Origin of the sequence: Mesorhizobium sp. M8A.F.Ca.ET.181.01.1.1 (genome assembly GCF_004792025.1) — a bacterium.
Classification (GTDB): Bacteria; Pseudomonadota; Alphaproteobacteria; order Rhizobiales; family Rhizobiaceae; genus Mesorhizobium.
Map to the genome: position 1 here is coordinate 108,783 of NZ_SRTV01000007.1, position 20,896 is coordinate 129,678.

The following is a 20,896-nucleotide window of genomic DNA, read 5'->3' on the forward strand; positions in this document are numbered from 1 at the left end:
TCGCCGGTCCAGGTTAAGACCAACGACGTCGTCACGACATCAACACAGTGCGCGAAGCGCTCGTATTCCTGAATCAGTGGCCAAAAGCGCGTCGGGGACCGGTATTCAGTTGCGCGGTGAGAAGCAGCAACGCAGCGATCGCCGGACAGATGACACCCGAGCAGGCGCGGCAAGCATTGTGGGATTTGCCAGGATTGCCGGCGTGCTGGCCAAATCTGATTTCGTCGTTGGTGGCGACTGATTTAAAGCTGCAGGAAGATCACCGCCGGTAACGCGTTGGCCCGCTGCTCGCCAAGACGGAAAGAACGCCGCCTTGTGAGTTCCAATAATGGGCGATGCGGGAATTGCACATGTCTGTGCCCATCTGTCCGGCCGAAATGCAAATGGCGTCACTGGCGAAGGTCAGCGAACGCGGCACGCAGGGCTGGATTCTTTTGACTTGCGGCAAGCCGACATAGGTGCTGGCTTGATGTCTCGGTCACTGCGACGTGTCATGCCGATTCATTCGTCAGCTACCATGACGATGCGGCGCGTCGCCTGCGATCAGTTGATCGAACCGCGGTGCAATTCGGGACGCTTCGTCGATCCCGACAGTTGCGCAAAGGGAAGCCAAATCAGCGACTAGAGGCAACGTGGCTACGGATTCGAAGGGACCCCGCTGTTGCCGAAGAGGTGACTGGTGGAATGTCAAAGATCACCTCGTGAAAGGCCATTTGGGGCCACCTAATGATAAAGCCGGATGCCGCTATCGGGTCCTGGCACGGGAATGACGGTCCGGCCCTACGGTGGATCGAGTTCGGTTCATGTCGCTTCGCAAGGAGGATGTGTTCCGGCGTCTGCCCGAACCCCTCTTTCTCGCATTCTGCGAGGTTGCGCGATCGGGCCGCTCGGTCTCTGTGCTGATCGCCCCTCCTGTTGCCATCGATCGATTCCGCTTCCGGTGCGCACGCACGTGTCGCGCGTGGCAATCATGCAAGGTCGTGAATCATAGGAGGATGTACATGCTTTTGTCGGATTTCGGCCGCATCGGGTTCGATCCGTTTGTGGAAATGCGGCGCATGCAACAGGAAGTAAACCAGCGTTTGGCCGGGCTGACCGCCAGCGCCGCTCAGGAGTTTCCGCCGATCAATCTTTGGACTGGCGAGGACAGCGTGGCGGTGGCCGCGGAACTGCCGGGGATATCACCTGACGAAATCGGCCTCACGGTGCGCGAGAACATTCTGACATTGAAGGGAACGCGCGAGCCTCGAACGGAGGACGAGAAATCCGTCTGGCACCGCCGTGAGCGCGCCTATGGGACCTTCTCCCGGACAGTGCAATTGCCATTCCGCGTCGACCCGGAACGGGTCGAGGCGCGTTTCGCCAACGGGCTGCTCGAAGTCGAGTTGCACCGGCCGGAGGCGGATCGGCCGAAGAAGATCCAGATCAAGGGATAGAGGGAGGCAAGCATGGCTCAGGAACGCGGATCGGCCGTCGCACCATGCTGCTCAATGCCCGCAAGGTGCTTTACGACCATAGTTCGGCCATCACCATCCTTCTCGCCTTCAATGACATAACGGCCCGTCGTATCATCGAGCGGGAGAAGGAAGAACTGCTCGGTCGCACCGAAGACCTGCTTCGGCAGAAAGACGTCCTGCTGCGCGAGATGGAGCATCGGGTTGCCAACAGCCTGCAGATCATTGCCTCGATCCTGTTGCTGAAGGCACGCTCGGTGACGTCGGAAGAGACGCGCCAGCATCTCAAGGACGCCCATCAGCGCGTTCTGTCCGTGGCCGAGGTGCAACGCCATCTCCACACCTCCGCCGGCGTCGACGAGATCGATGTCGGCTCTTACCTACCGAAATTGTGCAGCAGCCTCGCCTCGTCGATGGTCGGCGAAGCCCAGCCGATCACGGTCACCGTAATGGCCGAAGGCGGCAGGATAGATTCGCAAAGGGCAGTCAGTCTGGGACTAATTGTCACCGAACTCGTGCTCAACGCCATCAAATATGCTTTCCCCAAGAAGAGAACCGGCGCTCGCATCCAGGTGAGCTACGAGACCGCGGGCAGTGACTGGAAACTGACGGTTTCGGACAATGGCGTCGGCAAGATCGCCAACGACGTACCGGCTACCGGACTTGGAACAGCCATCGTCGAAGCACTGGTGAAACAACTGGAGGCCAGGGTGGAGATTATCAGCGATATTGACGGCACCAGCGTGTCGGTCACCCGGGCGACGTTCACCTCGCGCGTGCCGCGAGCGGCGTAAAAACCGTTACTACGATGCTGCCTTCCGGACATCGCCTGATGTCCAGGGGATCTTCTGCCGCCACGGCCTTGTCCCCGGAGCGCAGGACTGCCAGTCGCATCGCATAAGCCGAAACCTCTCAGTCGGTTGAGGGCGCTTCCGATGGCCAAGATCCGCTTTTTTGGCGTTCAGCCGGTGGGACCAAGCTCTGAAGCTGACGCTGCGCAGGTCTTTGCGTGGATGACTCGGTGCGGTCGGTAAACTCGAAGTGGCGGTTGTGTGCGTCAAGTTCTGCAAAATGGGGCGGCCACGATGCTGGTCATGCGGCTTGGCGTAGAGCGAGCTTCTTGTGCTCGCGCAGGTCGTCAATGTTGATGTAGGGCCTCCATCCAGTTTTCGTTGGTTTCGACAGCCGGCGCCCTGACGAGGCGCAGGCAGCTTTCGGCGTTGGGGAAGATGCGCACGACATAGGTGCGCCGGCGGATTTCCTCATTGAGCCGTTCAAGCATGTTGGTGCTCTTGAGATGCTTGTGATGCTGGCGCGGCAGGCAAAAGAAGGTCAGCGTGCGCTCGATGGTCTCCTCCACCGTCGTCCATCTCGGCCTCGAGCACCTCCTGCATCACCGCACGGATCATTTCGTGAAGTCCGTCCGGGTCTGAAAGCAGAATGTCTTTGACGGCAGCGCTGGCGGTCTTACTTTCAATCTTGGTCATGGTGGCGTTCCTTCGCGGGAATCGGCGACATGAACAATCACCAGATCCCATGGCGACGGATGGATAGCGGCGCGTGCTCTGGCAGAGTGACGCTGCTAACAAACACCCCGCGGAGGAACACCATGCATGTAGTGGCCGACCGATCCGAAACTCTGACTGCTATCCGGACTGGTCTGGGCGCAATCTTCGTATCGCTGGAGCTCAGCCGTTCAACCTGGCTGATCTCGTCGTTGTCGCCAGGTGGCGGCGAGAAGTTGTCGAAACACAGTGTCCCCAGTGGTGATTTATCCGCCTTGTTCCGTCGCTTCGATAGCGTGCGAGAGAAGGCAAGAGCACGCATGGGGCCAGACTTCCCCGTCGTCGCTATCCAGGAAGCCGGGCTCGATGGCTCCTGGATCCATCGGGTTCTGAGCAAGGCGGGGATCGAGAGCTACGTCGTTGATCCCGCTTCTATCGCAGTGTCTCGTCGCAGTCGCCGAGCCAAAACCGATAAGATCGATGGTGAAACGCTCGTCTCTCCTTGCCTTCAAGCGAGGCGAACCGCGCATATGTGCAATGGTCAAAGAGCCAACACCGGAGCAGGAGGATCGCCGGCGTATCTGTCGTGAACGCAAGGTACTGACGACCGAACGGGTATATAAAACGCCGCTCACTCAGAATGGTCTCGTCGCCCGAGCCCAGCGGCCGTAGGCGGGATGTTGGTGCAGCCGTGAAGAGCAGCGACCGAATGTGAGGTTGATCTGCTCGGTTACGAGCAGAGTCCTGCAAGTCGGGTTCAACCTGGATCCCATAATCGATATGACAAGCTAATCCCACTTTGACCGGCGCTCAGCACACCTAATTTCGAGCCGCGCCGACCTACACACCCGCTATCGACATGATCCGAGTGGCGGCCTGAACTAGGCCGGCAAACTCATGTTCGTTGGCACTGTTTTTCGCTTGCATCCCGGTTAGGCGGGGACAGACGCCCTACTGCGACGCCTGCCCGGCTTGTCCGTGTCTCGCTCGCCTGACGTTTCGGGTTCGGTCTCAATGATCTCGCCCGCCACCACGGCGCGGGTCCGCTCCAGCATCGCGGGGATGTCCCGCGCGGGCAGCGGGCGGCTGAGCAGGAAGCCCTGCGCCTCGGTGCAGCCTTCTCTTCGGACCCGTTCCAGCTGCTCCACGGTCTCGACGCCCTCGGCGGTGGTCTGCATCCCGAGGCTGTTGCCGAGGCTCGTGACCGCTCGAATGATGGCGACGGAACTGTCGATATCTCCGGCGTCCGTGATGAAGGATTGATCGATCTTGATCTTGTCGAATGGGAACGAGCGCAGATAGCTCAAGCTCGAATATCCGGTTCCGAAGTCGTCCATCGCGATATGAACGCCGAGCATGTGGATATGTTGCAGCATCGAGAGAGTCGCCTGGCTGTTGGCCAGCAGCACTGTCTCGGTGATCTCAAGCTCAAGCCGGCTGGGGGGCAGTCCCGAGATATCCAATGCCTCGACGATGGTGGAGAGCAAGCGCGCGTTGCGAAATTGCGCCGGGCACAGATTGACGGCGACCTTGATGCTACCGGGCCAGCTTGCCGCGTCGAGACAGGCTTGCTTGATAACCCATTCACCGATCGGGACGATGAGGCCGATGTCCTCGGCCAGCGGGATGAATTCTCCCGGGGATACGATGCCGCGCGTCGGGTGATGCCAGCGCAGCAGCGCCTCGAAGCAGCTGACCTCGCCGCGGTCGAGATTGAGGAGCGGTTGGTAGTAGATTTCGAACTGCTGCCGCACCACCGCTTCGCGCAGGTCGAGTTCGAGAAACCGCCGCGCCTGCATGCGCGCATCCATTTCCGGTTCGAAGAACCTGTAGGTTCCGCGGCCTTCCGCCTTCGCCCGGTAGAGCGCCATGTCGCCGGTCTTGAGAAGTTGGTCGGCGTCAATGCCATCGTCCGGCGCGATCGAGATGCCGATGCTGGCGCTGATCATAACCCCGTGGCCATCGACGACATAAGGTGCGCTCAGCCCATCAATGACCCGTTGGGCAAGAGCTGTCGCCTCGACCGGCTGATCAACCGCGGTTTGAATGATCACGAACTCATCGCCGCCGAGCCTTGCCACGGTGTCGCCTTCACGGGCCACCTGTTTCAGTCTGGCGGCGACCTCCTTCAGCAAGGCGTCGCCAACCGGGTGCCCCAGCGTGTCGTTGACCATCTTGAAATGATCGAGATCGAGGCAGTGGAAAGCAATCTTGCTACCATCACGCCGCATCTCGACCAAAGCCTCCTCGGCGCGTTCGCGGAACAATATGCGATTTGGAAGCTCGGTAAGTCCGTCGTGGCGCGCCATGTATGAAATCTTGGCTTCGCTCCGCCGCAAGTCGGTCACGTCATGGTGAGTGGCAAGCCACCCGCCGCCCGGCAGTGGCTGATGGATGAGGTCGATGGTGCGTCCGTCCCTGAGTTCCACCAGGCTCACCGTCCGCTCTGCGCGATCGATGGTCTCCGTCAGCTGCTGCACATACTTTTCCGGGTCATGGCCGGCATAGAGGCCCGCCGCGATCCGGAACCGCATCAAATCGATCCACGGCGTGCCGGGACGAGTCAGGGGCTCCGGCACATGGTAGAGATCGGCGTAGCTTTGGTTGCACAGAACCAGCCGCCTCTCCGCATCGAACATGCAAAGCCCTACGGGCATATTGGCGGCGGCCGCGGCCAATTGCTGCCGCTCCAGCTCGGCTTCTCGGGCCAAGGCATCGCTGCGCTCCAGGCTGGCCCGGTAGCCGGCAAAGGCCGAGAACAGCACTCCAACCTCGTCCTGCCGATCCCTTTTCAGCGCAATGAGACTCGAACGGCGCTCGCCCTGCGCCAAGCAACGCATCGCCTCGGTCACGGCGAGGATCGGCTTGCTGACATTGTGGCGTATCCAGGCGACAAGCCCACCAAGACACCCGGCGGCAAAAAGAACTGCCAGCCAAGTCAATCTTTGCGCAACGGTGTAGGTCCTGTCCGCCATCACCGCCGCGGCCGTGCTGCGCTCGTTGGTGAGGGCCAGCAGGTCGTCCAATCGCTGCGTGGCGGCGGCAACGGTCGGGAGCGATACCGTCTCGAACTCCTTGACAGCCATTGTTCGCCCTCCTGTTTCGAGGAGCGGGAAAATCGATGTCAGGGAATCTTCGTAGGCCGTCCATAGGTTGACGAACTGGTCGAACAGCTGCTGCTCGGCCAGCGATCCGGCACTCCGGCGATAGGCGCGCCGACCTTGCAGTATTTCGTCGCTTTCCCTCGCCATCTCCTTCTCAATGCCGGCTATCTGCGCAGCCTCGGCAGTGCGCACGCGCAACGTCGCATAGAGCTGGTGTTCCGCGAGGTTGCGCTTCATCTCGCCGACGATCTGGACCTGGGGCAACCAAACGCTGGTGATCTCGCTCGTGACCTTGTTGAGTGATCGCAGTTGCGCGACCCCAAATACTCCCACGGCCACGACGCACAGCAGCGCCAGCCCAAAGCCCAACGAGAGCTTGGTCCCGACGCTAATGTCCTTTAGCCCTCTCATCTAGAAAACTGCAAACGCAAGACCAGTCCTCGTCAAATAGCATCGAGCTTTAGCGAATAGTAAAAGTATTCCTAGTGTCGCGTCTAAGGTATTAATGCTGGCTTAAGACTGCGTAATCCCCTAGAGGATCGACCAAACCACGTTGTAAAAGGCCGGCGGATGAAGCTCACCGATTTCCATATGATCCGATGACGGGCCTACAATGAGATCGAGGTGCTCGCACCTAGTCTTGGAAGCCGCTTGCAGCTTCTTTCACCGCACCGTGGGATCGGCCTTCGATCCCCTTCGAATGTAGCGAGGCCAGCCCATATTATGCACGACGATGGGGCTTTGAGGCTGGCAGTCGAATCTATGATCGGCAGTGTTCATCAGCCGAGGAAGGAGCGCCGCGGCGCGCGCCGAGGCGGTGCGCGAACTCGAGCGTGATCGCCGAGATCGAGGCGAAGGAGCCGCTCGAAGCGCTCGACACCTTCATGGCGCAGAACGCATCGATGATCCAGGCCCAGCATGCAGCCTCCAGCTTCGATGTCCATCGGGTCCTTCAGGCCATGGACCACGAGCCGAGACCGCCGCAAGGCGATGCCGGACTGATGCGGCTGCCGGTGGTCGACATGCAAGGCCGGCCGCTGGCCAGCGAAGCCGAGTTGCGCTATTCCATTTTCCACCGCTTGACCTCGGGCGCGGTGAAGGTGGTGGCGGTGCAGCTAAAGGGAACTCCGACTGGAGCCATGCTGACACGCACGTTCACCGTGGAGGGCGTGCCCTACCGCATGGACCTGTTCGGCGGCAGCAAACTGAAGCCGCCGCAAAAGAGCCTGAACCAGCTTGCCTCTCACCTGCCTTTCACGGCCGCAGAGGCCCCAAGCGGCAAGCTTTTGGCGATCCCCTATGCCGAGACGGCTCCGGGTACGGCCTTTGAGCAGCTGTCGCGGGCCTGGGCGCCGTTCAAGGAAGCCTATTACTATACCCAGCGCCGCGGATTTGCCGCGCCGCCGGGCATCCCCGACATTGGCCCCCATGATTATGCGCTGGAAGGGTGCTTCAAGCTGTCCCTTCTGCCCGACCATCCCGCAGGCGCAGTGCATCCCTTCCGGTTCGAGGGGCGAGACGGCGAGATCGCCTTGCGGCCGCATGACGGCTGCGGCTTCATTAGGGCCTCACTGGCCGAGCGCATGCCGTCCATTGCCCGGGCTCGCCACGACGCTCCCGAGCGGATGCCTGCCTATGCCGATAAAAGGCAATCGGCGGTACCGCCCTCGGCGCTGCAACATTATCCGCGTAGCGTCGAGGTAGCACAGGAGACCCGCGAGAAGGCTCAGGCTTGGCTCGAAACCCATCAAAGCCTCACCGCCGAGGAGCTGTTCCGGACGGTCACGGGCGGGCATATCGAGGGTTCGAGCGCTATCGCCGTGCCGTCCAGCGACGAATGCCTGCATGTGCCGACGGGCAAGAGCAAGACCTTGACCCGTGACGCTGGCGTGCTTGTCGGACGCTCCCCCTATGACAAGCCCAACCTGCGCCCGTTCGCCGCCGACCGGGTCAGGTCGGCGCGCGATGGCGACCGGACCGCGGCGTTCCTGGATCGGTGCGTGGCCTTCCAATATAGCTTCAACTTCGCGCACAGGTCGGGGGCTGGGCTTGCCGCCGACGATCCGACCTTCTTTGCCAAAGGCATCTTGATCGTTGTGCCCGACGAAATGTGGCCGGCGGACTTCGCCGAGCGCGGGGTCGTGATGTCTGCCGAGGACGTAAAGTGCCATTCGTACTGGCTGGAGGAAAAGGACCGGGTCAAGGCCGACACCGCGCTCGAGTGCGTCGGCATCCTGCAGGCGACGGAGGTGTTCGCGCCCGGCTCTTTGGTTGCGGTTCCAAGCGTCGAACAAAAAATGCTCGACGGCGATTTTGATGGCGACACCGTCGTCATCATTGGCGACCAGCCTCGCCTTTACGAGCATGTGCGCCAGTTCGACGCGCAGCTGCAGGCGCGCGGCATCGCCTCGATGAAGCCGCCGAAGTCGCACACGCCGGCCATTGAGAAAAGCGGCTACCAGTTCACCCGGTCCAAGCAGATCCTGTCGGCCACCGGGCTGGTGCTGGAGACCTACAGCTGCCTGCAGCGCAACGTGCTGGCGCAGCCGCTGGAGGCGCAACGCTGGTTTGCCGAGCGTGCCATCTTCGGCACCTACGAGGGCATTCATAATGAGCTCAAGGCCGACATCCGCGCACTGTTGCAGGAAGATCGGCCGGATGGCCAGGCCCTCCATGAGCTCATCGCCAGGGCGAGGGAAGACAGCAAGGCCGCCAGGCATCCGGTGGCCTGCGAACTGGCCGCGTTGTTAGTGGCCGAGCTCCAGGACTGGAACCTGCAGCTCAATAGCGAGCCGGCTCATGAGCAGTCGGAAGTCAAGCTGCATGAAAGCGCCATCAATCTGTTGAGCGTCGGCATCAAGGTCGGCACTGACGCCTACAAGTCCGATACCGGTGCGCGGGTGTTCATGCAAAAAACCACCGAATTGCAGCGGCTCTTGGAGCAGAGGCCGGGCTTCAAGTCGGCGCCATATGTCAAGGCGCAGGCGGCAAAGCTCCACCAGGGCCGGTTCGACGTCGATGGCAGCCTGGCGGATCTGAAGGACAACCCCACGCTGGCGGCATCGGTCATGGAGGCCTCGATCAGACTCGCCGTCGAAAAGCGCATTCTGCTCAGCGCCTTAGCAATCTCGGCCGAAGACGACCGCGCCAGCACGATAACGCTGAGCAGCGAACAGGCCCTTGAGCGGGCCAGGCTCGAAGCCGCCCCCGCCGAAGCGCAAGAAAGCGCGATTACCAAAAATTGTGCATGCGGTTGCCGAGCTTTTGCGGCAGGACGGCATCGAGGTGAAGGTGCCGCATCTTGACCAACGGTCGGGCGGGCAGGTCTGGATAGCCGACGAGTTGACCGGCCAGAGCGTGAGCACGGCGCCGGAGGCCCAACTGGTCACCAATGCCGTGCGCCATGTCTTCGAGATCCCGGACGAGGCTTTTACGCGCGCCTTCAGGAAGGCGGCACTGGCCTTCGAGGAGCGGGACTGCAGCGAGGTCGAGACCACCAACTGGGTCATCAGGATGGACAGGCCGCGGTTACGCGGCGTTCACACGGCGTTCAGAACCGCGCAGAACTATCGCTTCGAGGTCGAGTTCCCTACGCCGGCCAGTTATCGGGCCGAGCTCGCGCACCGCGCGCAGAGCTCACAGCTAGTCCCCATTCCCCGTGGTGCCTGGGAGATATTACACTGGGACTCGTCAGGAGAAAGCAGGTCGAGGGCGGCAGGGACCTCCAGGTCGCCCATCGTCGCAAGACAACAGATTGCGGTCGCTCGCTCGCCGCAAGCCGGCGAGATCCTCGCGGCCCTCGGTACGCGGCCGGTCGTGCTCGTCGGCATGCCGGCGAGCGGCAAGTCGACCATCGGCGCCCAGCTTGCCAAGGAGTTGGGGGTGGAGTTTGTCGACATCGATAAGCATATCGTCGCCGATCACGGCAATCTGATGGAGATGTTCGCCGACCCTGGCCGTGGCGAGGCGCACTTCAGGGACCTGGAGACCAAAGAGCTCGCCAAGCAGCTGGAGAGAGGCCCCATCGTCATCGCAACCGGCGGCGGCTGCTTTGGCAAGGAGTCCAATCAAGCCCTGATTCTTAATAAGGCGAGGTCGATCTGGCTCGACACCCGAGCTGAAAGAGCTCCGCAGGCGCCTCGAGAGGGACACCAGCCGGCCGCTGCTGCAAGGCGCCGACATCGAGCAGAAGGTTGACCAGCTGTACGAAGAGCGCAGTCCGTTCTACCAAAAGGCCGATATCAGGTTGCCCCTCGTCCCGCCCTTTCAAAAAGACAAGAAGGACGCCCGCATTTGCGTGAAGGAACTCTACGCTTTCCTGTGCAGCGACAGAGAAGCCGCTCTGCCCGCTGCCGAGATATCACATGTCTCCGGTGCTTCCGGCACCGCCATCAGCATGTCCCCAACAGCTCAGCGCATGCACGATGATCATCACAACGGCTACGATTGCGGGGGCGGCGTCGTGGAAACCATCCAGGCGCCGGCGGCACTATTGAGTGAAAGGGAACGGCCGCCGCTCCTCGACACCCTCACCGCCGACCCGCAGCCTTTGCTGGCCGGCAATAACGCACGAGCGAATTTAGCGTCTTCCACGAGAAGCAGGGAACGCTCAAGTCGAGGACGATAGCTTAGGCGTCGCAGGTTTGGTGCAGGGTGCGGGTTCGCACCGAATGCTAATAAAAGTGGGAAACGCATGCATAAGTCGTGAGAAGCCTGATGGCCGAGTTGATCCGGCCTGGATGACACAAACGTACAAAGACGAACCGCCGGTGCCGGGTCGCGCGCCAAATCCTGGTGATCGACCGGAAAGGATCAGCTCCGAGTCTAAACGGCATCGTCAACTTAATGAAGCGCGGATACTATGACAGAGTGACCCAATCCACCGCCGCGCCATTGCGTCGGTTTCGACAGATAAGATGGATTGGGCAGGCGAGCTCAAAAGAGCGATTGTAAATCGCAGTTGTAGCAGTGTAACAAACTGCGTAACAAAAAGCGCGAAAAGATTAGCATTTTCAGCAGGATAGGCGTGAAACCGAATCCCTCCCTCTCCGCCACAACATCAATAACAACCGTCGCATGCCCACAAAAAGTCCGGAAGCCGAGGCCGCCGGGCTAATTCGTTTCGCTTGCATAATGATATTACTTCGCTTAACCGGATTTTGATTAACCAGTTGTGGTCCGCGAGATCACTGCTAAAACCGTCTTGACCGCCCCCGTCCGGGTTCGATGACGCCATATCGAGGGGATTCATAGATTCCCGGTTTCGATCTATGTTGCTCGGCATGGAACGCACTTTCGACATTCCTGCTGTCCTGAGAGCCCCGCCAGCGTGTTTGCGCGAGCGCTACGGCGCCTTTGTCATCCGCATTGCCGAAAGCCTCGCCGCGGGCCTTGCGATCGGCGTGGGCTTCGCCATCGTGCGCGCCTTGGCGGGTTAGAAAGTGGTGCGGGTATTGCCGGTCTACACCCCAGAAGATTACCCACTTATCCGGCAACTTCCTGGTGCCGATGATATGCCCCCGACTTGGGAAGAGTGGCACGCGAATTTCGATGCGACGCATATGGAGAGCTTGGAGGGGCTAAGCTACGCTACCATGCGCATCAAGCCCGACTTGTTCAAAGTTTGGTTGGACACCAATTCGCAGGTCGCTTCGGAAGACTCCAGACAACTCTACGCCCAAGAGTTGCTTGATGCGTGCAAGGCGAAATCTGAAACTCGCCAAGAGGACGAACGTGCCCGACGGTTGATCGCTCGCATGGCGAACGACCCGCTCCCCACTGACCCCCTGATGTATAAATTGGCTGAGGTCGGTGCGCTGTTCATGATCGTGATGGCGATCGTTTCAGCCGCGTTGATCATACTGGCGAGGCGCTGACGTGGTCGCGCTAAGGATACCTCCTATTTCATTCATTCGGATAACTTCGCTTCTATTGGAGGAAGGCGCATGATCATCCTGGCCAGCGGGATGCCGTGCCCCCTACCAGTCTCTCGCCGGTTAGGCTCGGCGCCATCAGGCAACTCTTGCAAGGACGCCGAGCCGCTGCATCGCTATCGGGCCGGCGCTGCTCTGGTGGACGAGGTCACGTAGCCGTTCGCGCCTTCATAATCCTCTGCCGGACTAACCTGAGCATCCAATTTAGCCGATACCTGCGCTCGCGCCTTGATTACGCGATGCTGAGTTGGCGCAATAATGAGGGGCGGGTTTTGCGTAGATTCCGACACGTCGCTGCGGCGGCGCATGATCACTAACCTATTGGCGTCGCCGCCTTGGCAATCCTCATCCCGCTCTACATCGTCCTCAAATGACAATCCCATAGAAACGCCTCAGATCCCGTCTGCCGAAGACGCATGTCGTCGTCTGGGAGAAGAGAGCGGGTGGGTAAGTTCGATCCGCAAACAATCGGTACACCGTCGGAAGTATGGCGGTGGCCGTCGTTTCGGCGGAGGCGGGGTAGCCTAACAGCAGCTGAAGGCAGTCCCATCGCCAAGCCTGATCCTCAGCCTGCCCCGTCGGGCCGATGCGCCGCGATCGCGGCCAGAAAAACCGCCCCAAACTCGTTGAGCTTCGCCCCGCCCACGCCATTCACCTCGGCGAAGGCGTCGAGGTCGCGCGGGCGGCGGGCGGCCATGTCGATCAGCGTGCGGTCGGAAAACACCACATAGGCCGGCACCTGGCGCTCCTTGGCGAGCCGCAGCCGCAGCGCCTTGAGCGCCGCCAGCAGCGAGGCATCCACGCCCTCGGCATCGGCGGGAGAGCCTTCCCCGGAACGCTTCCTGCCGCGCGTGAGAGGGTCGCGGTTCTCGACGCGATACCGGAATTCAACCTCGCCGCGGCCGAGCGCGCGGCCGCTTTCGGAGATGGCGAGACCGCCATGGCCCTCGGGATCCGGCATCAGGAACCCGCCGGCAACCAATTGCCGGATCAGTGACAGCCACACAGTCTTCCTGTGCGCGGCGCCGGTGCCAAAACTGCTCAGCGATTGATGGCCCCGCGCCAGCACCTTCTCGGTCTCATGGCCAAGCAGGATGTCGATGACATGGGCCGCGCCGAAGCGCTCGCCGCTCTGCGCGACCGCCGCGAGGATTTTCCGCGCCTCGGCACTGCCATCGGCGCGCGGCGCCTGATCGAGGCAGTTGTCGCAATTGCCGCAGGCTTGAGCCTCTTCGCCGAAATAGCCGAGCAGCACCTGGCGACGGCATTGCGCCGTTTCGCAATAACCGATCAGCGTGTCGAGCCGGCGATGCGACCGTCTCTTGTGCTCGGGCGAGGCGTCCTCGTCATCGATGAACAGCCGCCGCATGCGGATGTCGCCAAGACCGTAGAGCATATGCGCCTCGGCCTCGCGTCCGTCGCGGCCGGCACGACCGATTTCCTGATAATAGGCCTCCAGGCTGCCCGGCATATCGGTGTGGAAGACATAGGCGACATCGGGCTTGTCGATGCCCATGCCGAAGGCGATGGTCGCCACCATGACGACGCCGGACAAGGTCATGAAGGCGTTTTGATTCGCCTCGCGCGCCTCCTTGCTCATGCCAGCGTGATAGGCAAGCGCTCTGACGCCGTTCCTCTCGAGGAAGGCCGCCATCTCCTCGGTCTTCTTGCGCGACAGGCAATAGATGATGCCGCTCTTGCCCGCATGGCGCTCGATGAACCGCAGCAATTGCCGCTTGCTGTCCTGCTTGGACTCGATGGCCAGCTTGATGTTGGGCCGGTCGAAACCCAGCACCAGCGTCTCGACCCGCTCGGCGAACAGCCGAGCGGCGATGTCGGTGCGCGTGCTCTCGTCGGCCGTCGCCGTCACCGCGATGATCGGCACATTGGCAAAGATGCCGCGCAACCGAGACAGATCTTCATATTCGGGCCGGAATGCCGGCCCCCATTGCGAGATGCAGTGCGCCTCGTCTATGGCGATCAGGCTGACGTCGAGCCTGGAGAGCGCCTCTAGCATGCGCTCGGTCATCAGCCGCTCCGGCGCCAGATAGAGCAGCCGCGTCTGGCCCGAAGCGACGCGACGCCAGGCCGCGACATTGGCCTCGCGATCGAGCGAGGAATTGATCGTATCGGCCGCTACCCCGGCAAGCCGCAGCGCCGCGACCTGATCCTGCATCAGCGCCACCAGCGGCGACACGACGAGGGTGAGCCCGCCCAGGACCAGCGCCGGAACCTGGTAGCAAAGCGATTTGCCGGCGCCCGTGGGCATGACAGCCAGCACATGGCGCCCGCCGAGCAGCGCGTCCATGACCTCGGCCTGACCGGGGCGGAAATCGTCGAAGCCGAACACGTCCTTCAGCACGCGCCGCTTGGGATCCTCGGCGCGGATGCTCGCTGCCATTACCTGCATCAGGCGGCCGCCGGGCTGGGAACGGCTTTTCGTGGATTGGAGAGGATAGGCAAACCGGTCAAAGCGACCTCCGGGTGAGGGCCTGGAGTAGCGCAGCCCTCATCCGATCACAACGGTCGATATCGCCGATCTGCACCAGTGCCGCGCACGACCGCCTGACAGGTCAGACTAAGGTGATACAGAGATATAGCTCCCTCCCAGGCATCACTCGCCGCTGCCGCCTTGCTCCAATTCGTCATAATAGCGCCTGGGCGGCCTTGCCCTTCTCCAACTGATATGTCTCGGACCGGCGATCGAATTCGGCCTTGAGAGCCTTCGACAGTTGCAGCGCATGGAAGCAATAGCCGGTAAGGACCGCCAGCAGCATGATAAACAGGCCTATCGGCAATTGGCCGTCGCTCAGCATGAGGATGCCGATGACGGCTTCCAGCAGCGTGGCGAGAGCCGCCATGACCGTCAGGAAAATCTTCGCCAGCCTTGACCCTTTCAGGAAGTAGTAGCCACCGATGACGTAGGCCACACTTGAGGCGGAACCCACAATATTCGGCGAATGTCCAAAGGCCAGCAGGACGATCGCGGACAGGATGCCGATCGCGCCGGTTACTAAGAAAATGCCGGCCACTGCCAGCATGTGGTGTTTTCCGCTCATTCGAACCCCCTTGGTGTCGAGCTCTTGCCCGTCCAGCATTGCAGCATGCAACCAAGGATTGCACAAGGCCTGCCGCACCACCTTCTGCAAAATCGCCAACGCCGCTTATGGCATCGGGGCATCATCGCGCCTCCTTCCCCAACGACACCATCGCTCCCGCTGGATTCCTTCGCTCTGCGATGTAAACTTGGCCAATCAGGCCGGGAGGGCACGATGCTGCAGGTAAGACAGGATGCTCTCGACGAGCGGTTCCGGCTACAGCGCGCCGCTTTCGAGAAGCAACCCTTTGCGGACCTTGGCCCGAGGAAAGACCGTCTCAAACGCCTGCTGGCGCTGACCGAGCGGCATGAGAGCGAAATCTGCGCCACGATCGACGCTGACTTCGGCGGCCGCTCGGCGCATGAGACCCGTCTTGCGGAACTGTTCGTCGTGCGCGCCGGCATTCGCCATGCCCTTGCGCATGTCGGCGGCTGGATGCGGGAGCGTCGTGTCGCCACCACCTTGCCCTTCTTGCCGGGCAAAAACCGCCTTCTGCCGCAGCCACTTGGGGTGGTCGGCGTCGTATCGCCCTGGAACTACCCCTTTCAGCTCGCCGTGGCGCCGGTCACGGCGGCCCTCGCCGCCGGCAACCGCGTCCTGGTAAAGCCTTCGAATTGACGCCTGCTTTCTCCGAACTGCTGGCCAGACTGGCCGGCGAGCACTTCGCCCCGGATGAATTCAGCGTCATCACCGGCGATGCCGAGATGGGCAAGGCCTTCGTCTCGATGCCCTTCGACCACCTGCTGTTCACCGGCTCGACCGCGGTCGGACGCGAGGTCGCCATCGCCGCCGCCGCCAACCTGACCCCGGTCACGCTCGAACTCGGCGGCAAGTCGCCGGCGATCCTCGACCCTTCCTGCGATCTCGACGCGGCAACAGCCAGCGTCGCCTATGGCAAGCTGCTGAATGCCGGGCAGACCTGCATCGCGCCGGATTATCTGCTGGTGCCCAAGGGACAGGCAGCCACGGTCGCTGCCAAGCTCGCAATCGCGGTGGCGCGGCTCTATCCCTCGCTGCGCGACAACCCCGACTATACCGCCATCATCAGCGACCGGCATTACCAGCGCCTGCGCGCCATGATCGCGGAAGCACGCGAGGCCGGCGCCGATATCACCGAGATCAACCCGGCCGGCGAAGATCTCGGCAATACGGGCCGGAAGCTTTTGCCGACCCTGGTCAGCAACGCCGGGCCGGACCTGCGGGTGATGCGCGAGGAGATTTTCGGCCCGGTGCTGCCGATCGTCGAATACGCCACGGTCGACGACGCCATCGACTATGTGAACCGGGCCGACCGGCCGCTGGCGCTCTACTGGTTCGGGCGCGACAGCGGCAACCGCCGGCGCATCCTGCGCGAGACCGTCGCCGGCGGCGTCACCATCAACGACTGCATGCTGCATCTGGTGCAGGAGAACCAGCCCTTCGGCGGTGTCGGCGCCAGCGGCATGGGTGCCTATCACGGCGAGTGGGGCTTCCGCACCTTCAGCAAGGAGAAGCCGGTCTTCCAGCAGTCGCGCTTGAGCGCGGGAGCCCTTCTGCGTCCGCCCTATGGCAGGACGTTCGAACGGCTTTTCGGCCTGCTCAGGCGCATCACCTGACACGCATTAAGTTTATATTCACCATGATCCGGCAGGTTTCCGGTCCTGCGGTGATGTTTCGAGTACCGCGGCGCCATTGGCGCCCAGGCAACAAACCCGCGCTTCCTTGGAAGTGCGGGTTTTTTCATTGGCCGGGAAATCGCCGGCGGCCCGGTCAGGCGAGAAAATCGGCGCGGTGTGGCGTGAAACTGTCGACCAGCCGTCCCGCCTCCAGCGCCCTGACGCCGTGCACCAGGCCGGACGGCACGATGAAGCTGCCGCCGGTCTCGAGGATTGCGGTCCGTCCGTCGATGGTCACCTCGAAACGGCCTTCGGCGACATAGCTTGCCTGGACGTGGGGGTGCGAATGCAGCGCGCCGACGCCACCCTTGTCGAAGCCGAATTCGACCATCATCAATTCGTCGGTGGACAGCAGCACGCGACGGCGATTCCCGTCCAGGGTCGGCGTCCAGGCACCCTCGCCGGCTTGCGCGAAGATTTTCGGATCGGTCATCGTCATCTCCTCACCGCGCCAGCCAGCCGCCGTCCACCGGCACCACCGCGCCATGCATGTAGTTCGAGGCCGGTGCCAGCAGGAAGACGGCGGCATCGCCAATGTCTCCCGGCTCGCCCCAGCGCCCGGCGGGAATGCGCCCGAGGATGGCGGCACTGCGGTCGGGATCGGCACGCAGCGCCTGCGTGTTGTTGGTCTCGATATAGCCCGGCGCTATGCCGTTGACGTTGATGCCTTTCGCCGCCCACTCGCAGGCGAGCAGACGGGTGATGCCGAGCACGCCATGCTTTGACGCCGTGTAGGACGCGACGCGGATGCCGCCCTGGAAACTCAGCACCGAGGCGATGTTGACGATCTTGCCCTGGCGCCCGTCTGCCAGGACGCGCCGGGCAAAGGACTGGCTGAGCAGGAAGACCGTCTTCAAATTGACATCGATGACATCGTCCCAGTCGGTCTCCGTCAGGTCGACGGCATCGGCGCGCCGGATGATGCCGGCATTGTTGACCAGCCCGTCGAGCGGCCCGCTTTCGTCCCAGACACGATCGAGCATCGGTCCGGCCGCTCCGGTGTTGGCAAGGTCGGCGGCGACCGCCTTGAATTCGCCGCCCAGAGCCGCGACCTTGCTCGCCGTATCGGCCATCGACGAGCGGCCGACGCCGATCACCGCGCCGCCGGCGCGCGCGATGGAGACCGCGATGCCTTGGCCGATCCCGGTGTTGGCGCCGGTGACCAGGATGCGTTTGCCGGCCAGGCTGAAGGCAGTGAGGTCGCTCACCGCAGCGCGTCCATCGCCACGGCATCGACATCGGTGTAGTCGACATTGTCGCCCGCCATCGCCCAGATGAAGGCGTAGTTGGACGTGCCGGCGCCCGAATGGATCGACCAGCCCGGCGACAGCACCACCTCTTCGTTGCGCATGACGATATGGCGCGTCTCGTCCGGCTCGCCCATGAAATGGAAAACGCGCGCCGCCTCGGGCAGGTCGAAATAAAGATAGGCCTCCATGCGCCGGTCATGCACATGGCACGGCATGGTGTTCCAGATAGAGCCCGGCGCCAGCTGCGTCATGCCGACGACGAGCTGGCAGGTCTTTGTTCCCCCGGCATGGATGAACTGGAAGATCGAGCGCTCGTTGCAGGCCTCCTTGCTGCCGAGATCGAGGCGCTTGGCGTCATCGAGGCGGATCAGCCGGCTGGGATGAGCCTGATGCGCCGGGGCGCTGAGCAGATAGAACTTGGCGGGGTCGTCTTTATCTGCCGAAGCGAATGCCACATCGCTGGAGCCCATGCCGAGATAGAGCATGTCGCGCGCCCGCAGGTCGAAGGACTGGCCGCCGGCTTCGATCGAGCCGGCGCCGCCGATATTGACGGCAATCAATTCGCGCCGGTCGAGAAAACCTTTGGTGCCGGTCGGCTTGATCGCTTCCAACGGCAATGCCGTCGCCACCGGCACGGCACCGCCGACGATCATCCGGTCGTAGTGGGTGTAGGTCAGGCTAATCCGGCCAAGCTGGAAGAGATCGTCGATATGGAAATTATGGCGCAGTTCGTCCGTTCCCATGGCGGCGGCGGCCGCCGGATCGATGGCGAAGCGCGATGTGTAGTCTGTGTGGTTCTGGCTCATCTCTGTCCTGACTTCCGGTGGATCATTCGCCGGCGGCGGCCCTGGTCGAACTGGCGTAATAGGCCTGCCGCGCCTGCAGGCGTTCGCGGTAGCGCTGCTGGCTGGCGCCGAGATGGGCACGCATCGCCTCGCGCGCGGCCTCGGCATCGCCCGCCGTGATCGCGTTCAGGATCACCAGATGCTCTCGCTGCAGCCCGCGCTGGTAGCTGTCGGACTGCACCAGCTCGGTCGACCAGGGCGAGGTCACGTCGCACGGAATGGCGCGCCGGCCGAGCACGTCGAGCATCTCGACATAGAACGGATTGTTGGTGGCGCTGGCGATGGCGCGATGGAAGGCGAGATCGGCGGGTCCGGTCGGCTGGCCGTCGAGTAGCAGCCTCTCGAACTCGAAGAAGGCTTCCTGGATCGCCGCTTCCTGCGCGGCGTTGCGGCGGATGGCGGCGAGCCCGGCCGATTCGATCTCGATCGCCAGCCGCACCTCGAGCACGTTGAGCGCGATCGAATCCTTGGCCCCCATGTCGGCAGCCAGCGCCCCGAACATGGTCGAGATGTGCTCGGTGACGAAGACACCCGCCCCCTGCCGCGGCTCGACAAGGCCGTCAGCGGCAAGCTTGGCCATCGCCTCGCGGATGACGGTGCGACTGACGCCGAAGGTCTCGGTCAGCTGGCCCTCGGTCGGCAGCTTGTGGCCGGGCAGGATTTCACCCGCATGCAACTGCTTGCGGATCGCCGCCACGACGGTTTCCGACAGTTTGGGTTTTCTCTCGACCCTGAGGTCGTTTGCGATATCGGACACCTGGGTGATCTCCTAATGGAACAGGCTCGGCAGCCACAATGAGATTTCCGGTATGTAGGTGACAAGCATCAGCACCACGAAGGCGGCGCCATAGAATGGCCAGATCGAGCGCATCGCCGTCCAGATCGGAATGCGGCCAATGGCGCAGCTGACGAACAGGACCGCGCCAACCGGTGGCGTGCAAAGGCCGATGCCGAGATTGAGGATGAGGATCACGCCGAAATGCACAGGATCGACGCCATAGGCCATGACCACCGGCAGGAAGATCGGCGTCGTGATGATGATCAGCGGCGACATGTCCATGAAGGTGCCGAGAATGAGCAGCACGATGTTGATCAACAGCAGGATGACCAGCTTGTTGTCGGATACCGACCGCAGAAAGGCGACTAGCGCCGCCGGCACTCTGAGATAGGCGAGCAGCCAGCCGAAGGCCGCCGCGCAGCCGATAATCATCAGCACCATGGCGGTGGTCCGTACCGAGGCCGTCGTCGCCGCGACGAAGTCACCCCAACTCATCGAGCGGTAGATGATCAGCGTGACCAGGAAGGCGTAAACGATAGCGATGCAGGAGCTCTCGGTCGCGGTGAAGATGCCGGACCTGACGCCGCCGAAGATGATGGCGATCAGGATAAGGCCCGGAATGGCGGCGACAAGCAGCTGCAAGGCCCGACCGAAGCCCGCGAAGGGCTCCGTCGGGTAGCCGCGGCGGCTGGCGACCCAATAGGCCGTTATCATCAGCGACAGCGCCAGCAGCAGACCCGGCAACACGCCAGCCGTGAACAGATCCGCGATCGAGATACGGCCGCCGGCCGAAATCGAGTAGATGATCATGTTGTGCGAGGGCGGGATCAAAAGCGCGATGATGGCGCCGACCGAGGTGATGTTGACGGCGTAGTCGATGCCGTAGCCGCGCGCCTTCATCTGCGGGATCATCAGCCCGCCGACTGCCGACGCATCCGCCACCGCCGAGCCGGAAATGCCGCCGAACATGGTCGACGCCGCGATGTTGACCTGCCCCAGACCGCCACGCAAATGGCCGACCAGTGAGCCTGCCAGCGCGACCAGCCGCGCGGCGATGCCGCCACGCACCATGAGGTCGCCGGCGAAGATGAAGAAGGGTATGGCCATCAGTGAAAAAACGCTGACGCCGGAATTGAGCCGCTGGAACACCACGACCGGCGGAAGGCCTAGCGTGAGGATCGTCGCGAAGCTGGCGACGCCCAGACAGAACGCGATCGGCGTGCCGATGACCAGCAGGAACACGAAGGTGCCGAAAAGGACCATCAAGGCCATGG

16 protein-coding genes and 4 pseudogenes are annotated in these 20,896 nt (G+C 62.4%); 10 read left to right on the forward strand and 10 right to left on the reverse strand.

Going from position 1 to position 20,896, the window contains the following annotated elements:
• The first annotated feature begins 47 nt into the window (after positions 1-47).
• The 3 genes and pseudogenes from EN824_RS23680 to EN824_RS23690 form a co-directional block, all read left to right on the forward strand.
• Positions 48-272, forward strand: a complete 225-nt coding sequence (locus tag EN824_RS23680; protein ID WP_245454712.1) for a DUF982 domain-containing protein — start codon at positions 48-50, stop codon at positions 270-272.
• A gap of 531 nt (positions 273-803) precedes the next feature.
• Positions 804-1,436, forward strand: coding sequence for an Hsp20/alpha crystallin family protein (locus EN824_RS23685; RefSeq protein WP_126057616.1), 633 nt, complete (start codon positions 804-806; stop codon positions 1,434-1,436).
• 29 nt (positions 1,437-1,465) lie between these two features.
• A pseudogene (locus EN824_RS23690) lies at positions 1,466-2,248 on the forward strand (sensor histidine kinase); the annotation flags it as partial.
• 298 nt (positions 2,249-2,546) lie between these two features.
• On the opposite strand, the pseudogene EN824_RS23695 reads toward EN824_RS23690, so the two are convergent.
• Positions 2,547-2,829: pseudogene (locus EN824_RS23695) on the reverse strand (transposase); the annotation flags it as partial.
• The gene (locus EN824_RS23700) at positions 2,729-2,941 is read right to left on the reverse strand and encodes a hypothetical protein (RefSeq protein ID WP_126057615.1); all 213 of its coding nucleotides are present in this window, start codon (positions 2,939-2,941) and stop codon (positions 2,729-2,731) included. The pseudogene EN824_RS23695 and the gene EN824_RS23700, both read right to left, overlap by 101 nt.
• A 122-nt stretch (positions 2,942-3,063) precedes the next feature.
• On the opposite strand from EN824_RS23700, the pseudogene EN824_RS35355 reads away from it, so the two are divergent.
• A pseudogene (locus tag EN824_RS35355) lies at positions 3,064-3,577 on the forward strand (transposase); the annotation flags it as partial.
• A gap of 314 nt (positions 3,578-3,891) precedes the next feature.
• On the opposite strand, the gene EN824_RS23710 reads toward EN824_RS35355, so the two are convergent.
• Complete coding sequence (locus EN824_RS23710; protein ID WP_126057614.1) at positions 3,892-6,474, reverse strand: EAL domain-containing protein; 2,583 nt, start codon at positions 6,472-6,474, stop codon at positions 3,892-3,894.
• Between the two features lie 422 nt (positions 6,475-6,896).
• On the opposite strand from EN824_RS23710, the gene EN824_RS23715 reads away from it, so the two are divergent.
• From EN824_RS23715 to EN824_RS23720, 5 genes are all read left to right on the forward strand, one after another.
• Positions 6,897-9,368 (forward strand): hypothetical protein, encoded by a 2,472-nt coding sequence (locus EN824_RS23715; protein WP_245455307.1) that lies wholly within the window; start codon positions 6,897-6,899, stop codon positions 9,366-9,368.
• The gene (locus EN824_RS36575; protein ID WP_245467324.1) at positions 9,307-10,260 is read left to right on the forward strand and encodes a shikimate kinase; all 954 of its coding nucleotides are present in this window, start codon (positions 9,307-9,309) and stop codon (positions 10,258-10,260) included. The genes EN824_RS23715 and EN824_RS36575 overlap by 62 nt, the downstream gene beginning before the upstream one ends.
• Entirely contained in the window at positions 10,229-10,690 is a 462-nt protein-coding gene (locus tag EN824_RS36155; RefSeq protein ID WP_245454879.1) for a hypothetical protein, read from the forward strand. The genes EN824_RS36575 and EN824_RS36155 overlap by 32 nt, the downstream gene beginning before the upstream one ends.
• A 655-nt stretch (positions 10,691-11,345) precedes the next feature.
• Positions 11,346-11,501, forward strand: a complete 156-nt coding sequence (locus tag EN824_RS35360) for a hypothetical protein (RefSeq protein WP_189343589.1) — start codon at positions 11,346-11,348, stop codon at positions 11,499-11,501.
• A gap of 15 nt (positions 11,502-11,516) precedes the next feature.
• Entirely contained in the window at positions 11,517-11,939 is a 423-nt protein-coding gene (locus EN824_RS23720) for a hypothetical protein (protein ID WP_135863279.1), read from the forward strand.
• Positions 11,940-12,561: 622 nt separating this feature from the next.
• Here the strand turns inward: EN824_RS23720 and recQ are convergent.
• Positions 12,562-14,406, reverse strand: a complete 1,845-nt coding sequence (gene recQ, locus EN824_RS23725; RefSeq protein ID WP_135932740.1) for a DNA helicase RecQ — start codon at positions 14,404-14,406, stop codon at positions 12,562-12,564.
• Positions 14,407-14,641: 235 nt separating this feature from the next.
• The gene (locus tag EN824_RS23730; RefSeq protein ID WP_135932741.1) at positions 14,642-15,154 is read right to left on the reverse strand and encodes a hypothetical protein; all 513 of its coding nucleotides are present in this window, start codon (positions 15,152-15,154) and stop codon (positions 14,642-14,644) included.
• Between the two features lie 114 nt (positions 15,155-15,268).
• Between EN824_RS23730 and EN824_RS23735 the strand changes: the two are divergent.
• A pseudogene (locus EN824_RS23735) lies at positions 15,269-16,689 on the forward strand (coniferyl aldehyde dehydrogenase).
• 154 nt (positions 16,690-16,843) lie between these two features.
• On the opposite strand, the gene EN824_RS23740 reads toward EN824_RS23735, so the two are convergent.
• From EN824_RS23740 to EN824_RS23760, 5 genes are read right to left on the reverse strand one after another with little or no spacing between them, the layout of a single operon-like run.
• Positions 16,844-17,182, reverse strand: a complete 339-nt coding sequence (locus EN824_RS23740) for a cupin domain-containing protein (protein ID WP_127275631.1) — start codon at positions 17,180-17,182, stop codon at positions 16,844-16,846.
• A 10-nt stretch (positions 17,183-17,192) separates the two neighbouring features.
• Complete coding sequence (gene kduD / locus EN824_RS23745) at positions 17,193-17,957, reverse strand: 2-dehydro-3-deoxy-D-gluconate 5-dehydrogenase KduD (RefSeq protein WP_135932742.1); 765 nt, start codon at positions 17,955-17,957, stop codon at positions 17,193-17,195.
• Positions 17,954-18,805: a 5-dehydro-4-deoxy-D-glucuronate isomerase gene (gene kduI, locus EN824_RS23750; RefSeq protein ID WP_127873381.1), complete on the reverse strand. Its 852-nt coding sequence runs from the start codon at positions 18,803-18,805 to the stop codon at positions 17,954-17,956. The genes kduD and kduI overlap by 4 nt, the downstream gene beginning before the upstream one ends.
• A 22-nt stretch (positions 18,806-18,827) precedes the next feature.
• Positions 18,828-19,601 (reverse strand): FadR/GntR family transcriptional regulator, encoded by a 774-nt coding sequence (locus EN824_RS23755; RefSeq protein ID WP_127275634.1) that lies wholly within the window; start codon positions 19,599-19,601, stop codon positions 18,828-18,830.
• A gap of 12 nt (positions 19,602-19,613) precedes the next feature.
• Positions 19,614-20,894: a TRAP transporter large permease gene (locus EN824_RS23760; RefSeq protein WP_135932743.1), complete on the reverse strand. Its 1,281-nt coding sequence runs from the start codon at positions 20,892-20,894 to the stop codon at positions 19,614-19,616.
• Positions 20,895-20,896 lie beyond the last annotated feature (2 nt).

Excerpts from the sequence above, each read along its gene's own strand:
- EN824_RS23685 (WP_126057616.1), top strand. The coding sequence starts at position 804 with ATGTCGCTTCGCAAGGAGGATGTGTTCCGGCGTCTGCCCGAACCCCTC.
- EN824_RS23700 (WP_126057615.1), bottom strand. The coding sequence starts at position 2,941 with ATGACCAAGATTGAAAGTAAGACCGCCAGCGCTGCCGTCAAAGACATT.
- EN824_RS23710 (WP_126057614.1), bottom strand. The coding sequence starts at position 6,474 with ATGAGAGGGCTAAAGGACATTAGCGTCGGGACCAAGCTCTCGTTGGGC.
- EN824_RS35360 (WP_189343589.1), top strand. The coding sequence starts at position 11,346 with ATGGAACGCACTTTCGACATTCCTGCTGTCCTGAGAGCCCCGCCAGCG.
- recQ (WP_135932740.1), bottom strand. The coding sequence starts at position 14,406 with ATGCAGGTAATGGCAGCGAGCATCCGCGCCGAGGATCCCAAGCGGCGC.
- EN824_RS23740 (WP_127275631.1), bottom strand. The coding sequence starts at position 17,182 with ATGACCGATCCGAAAATCTTCGCGCAAGCCGGCGAGGGTGCCTGGACG.
- kduI (WP_127873381.1), bottom strand. The coding sequence starts at position 18,805 with ATGAGCCAGAACCACACAGACTACACATCGCGCTTCGCCATCGATCCG.
- EN824_RS23760 (WP_135932743.1), bottom strand. The coding sequence starts at position 20,894 with ATGGCCTTGATGGTCCTTTTCGGCACCTTCGTGTTCCTGCTGGTCATC.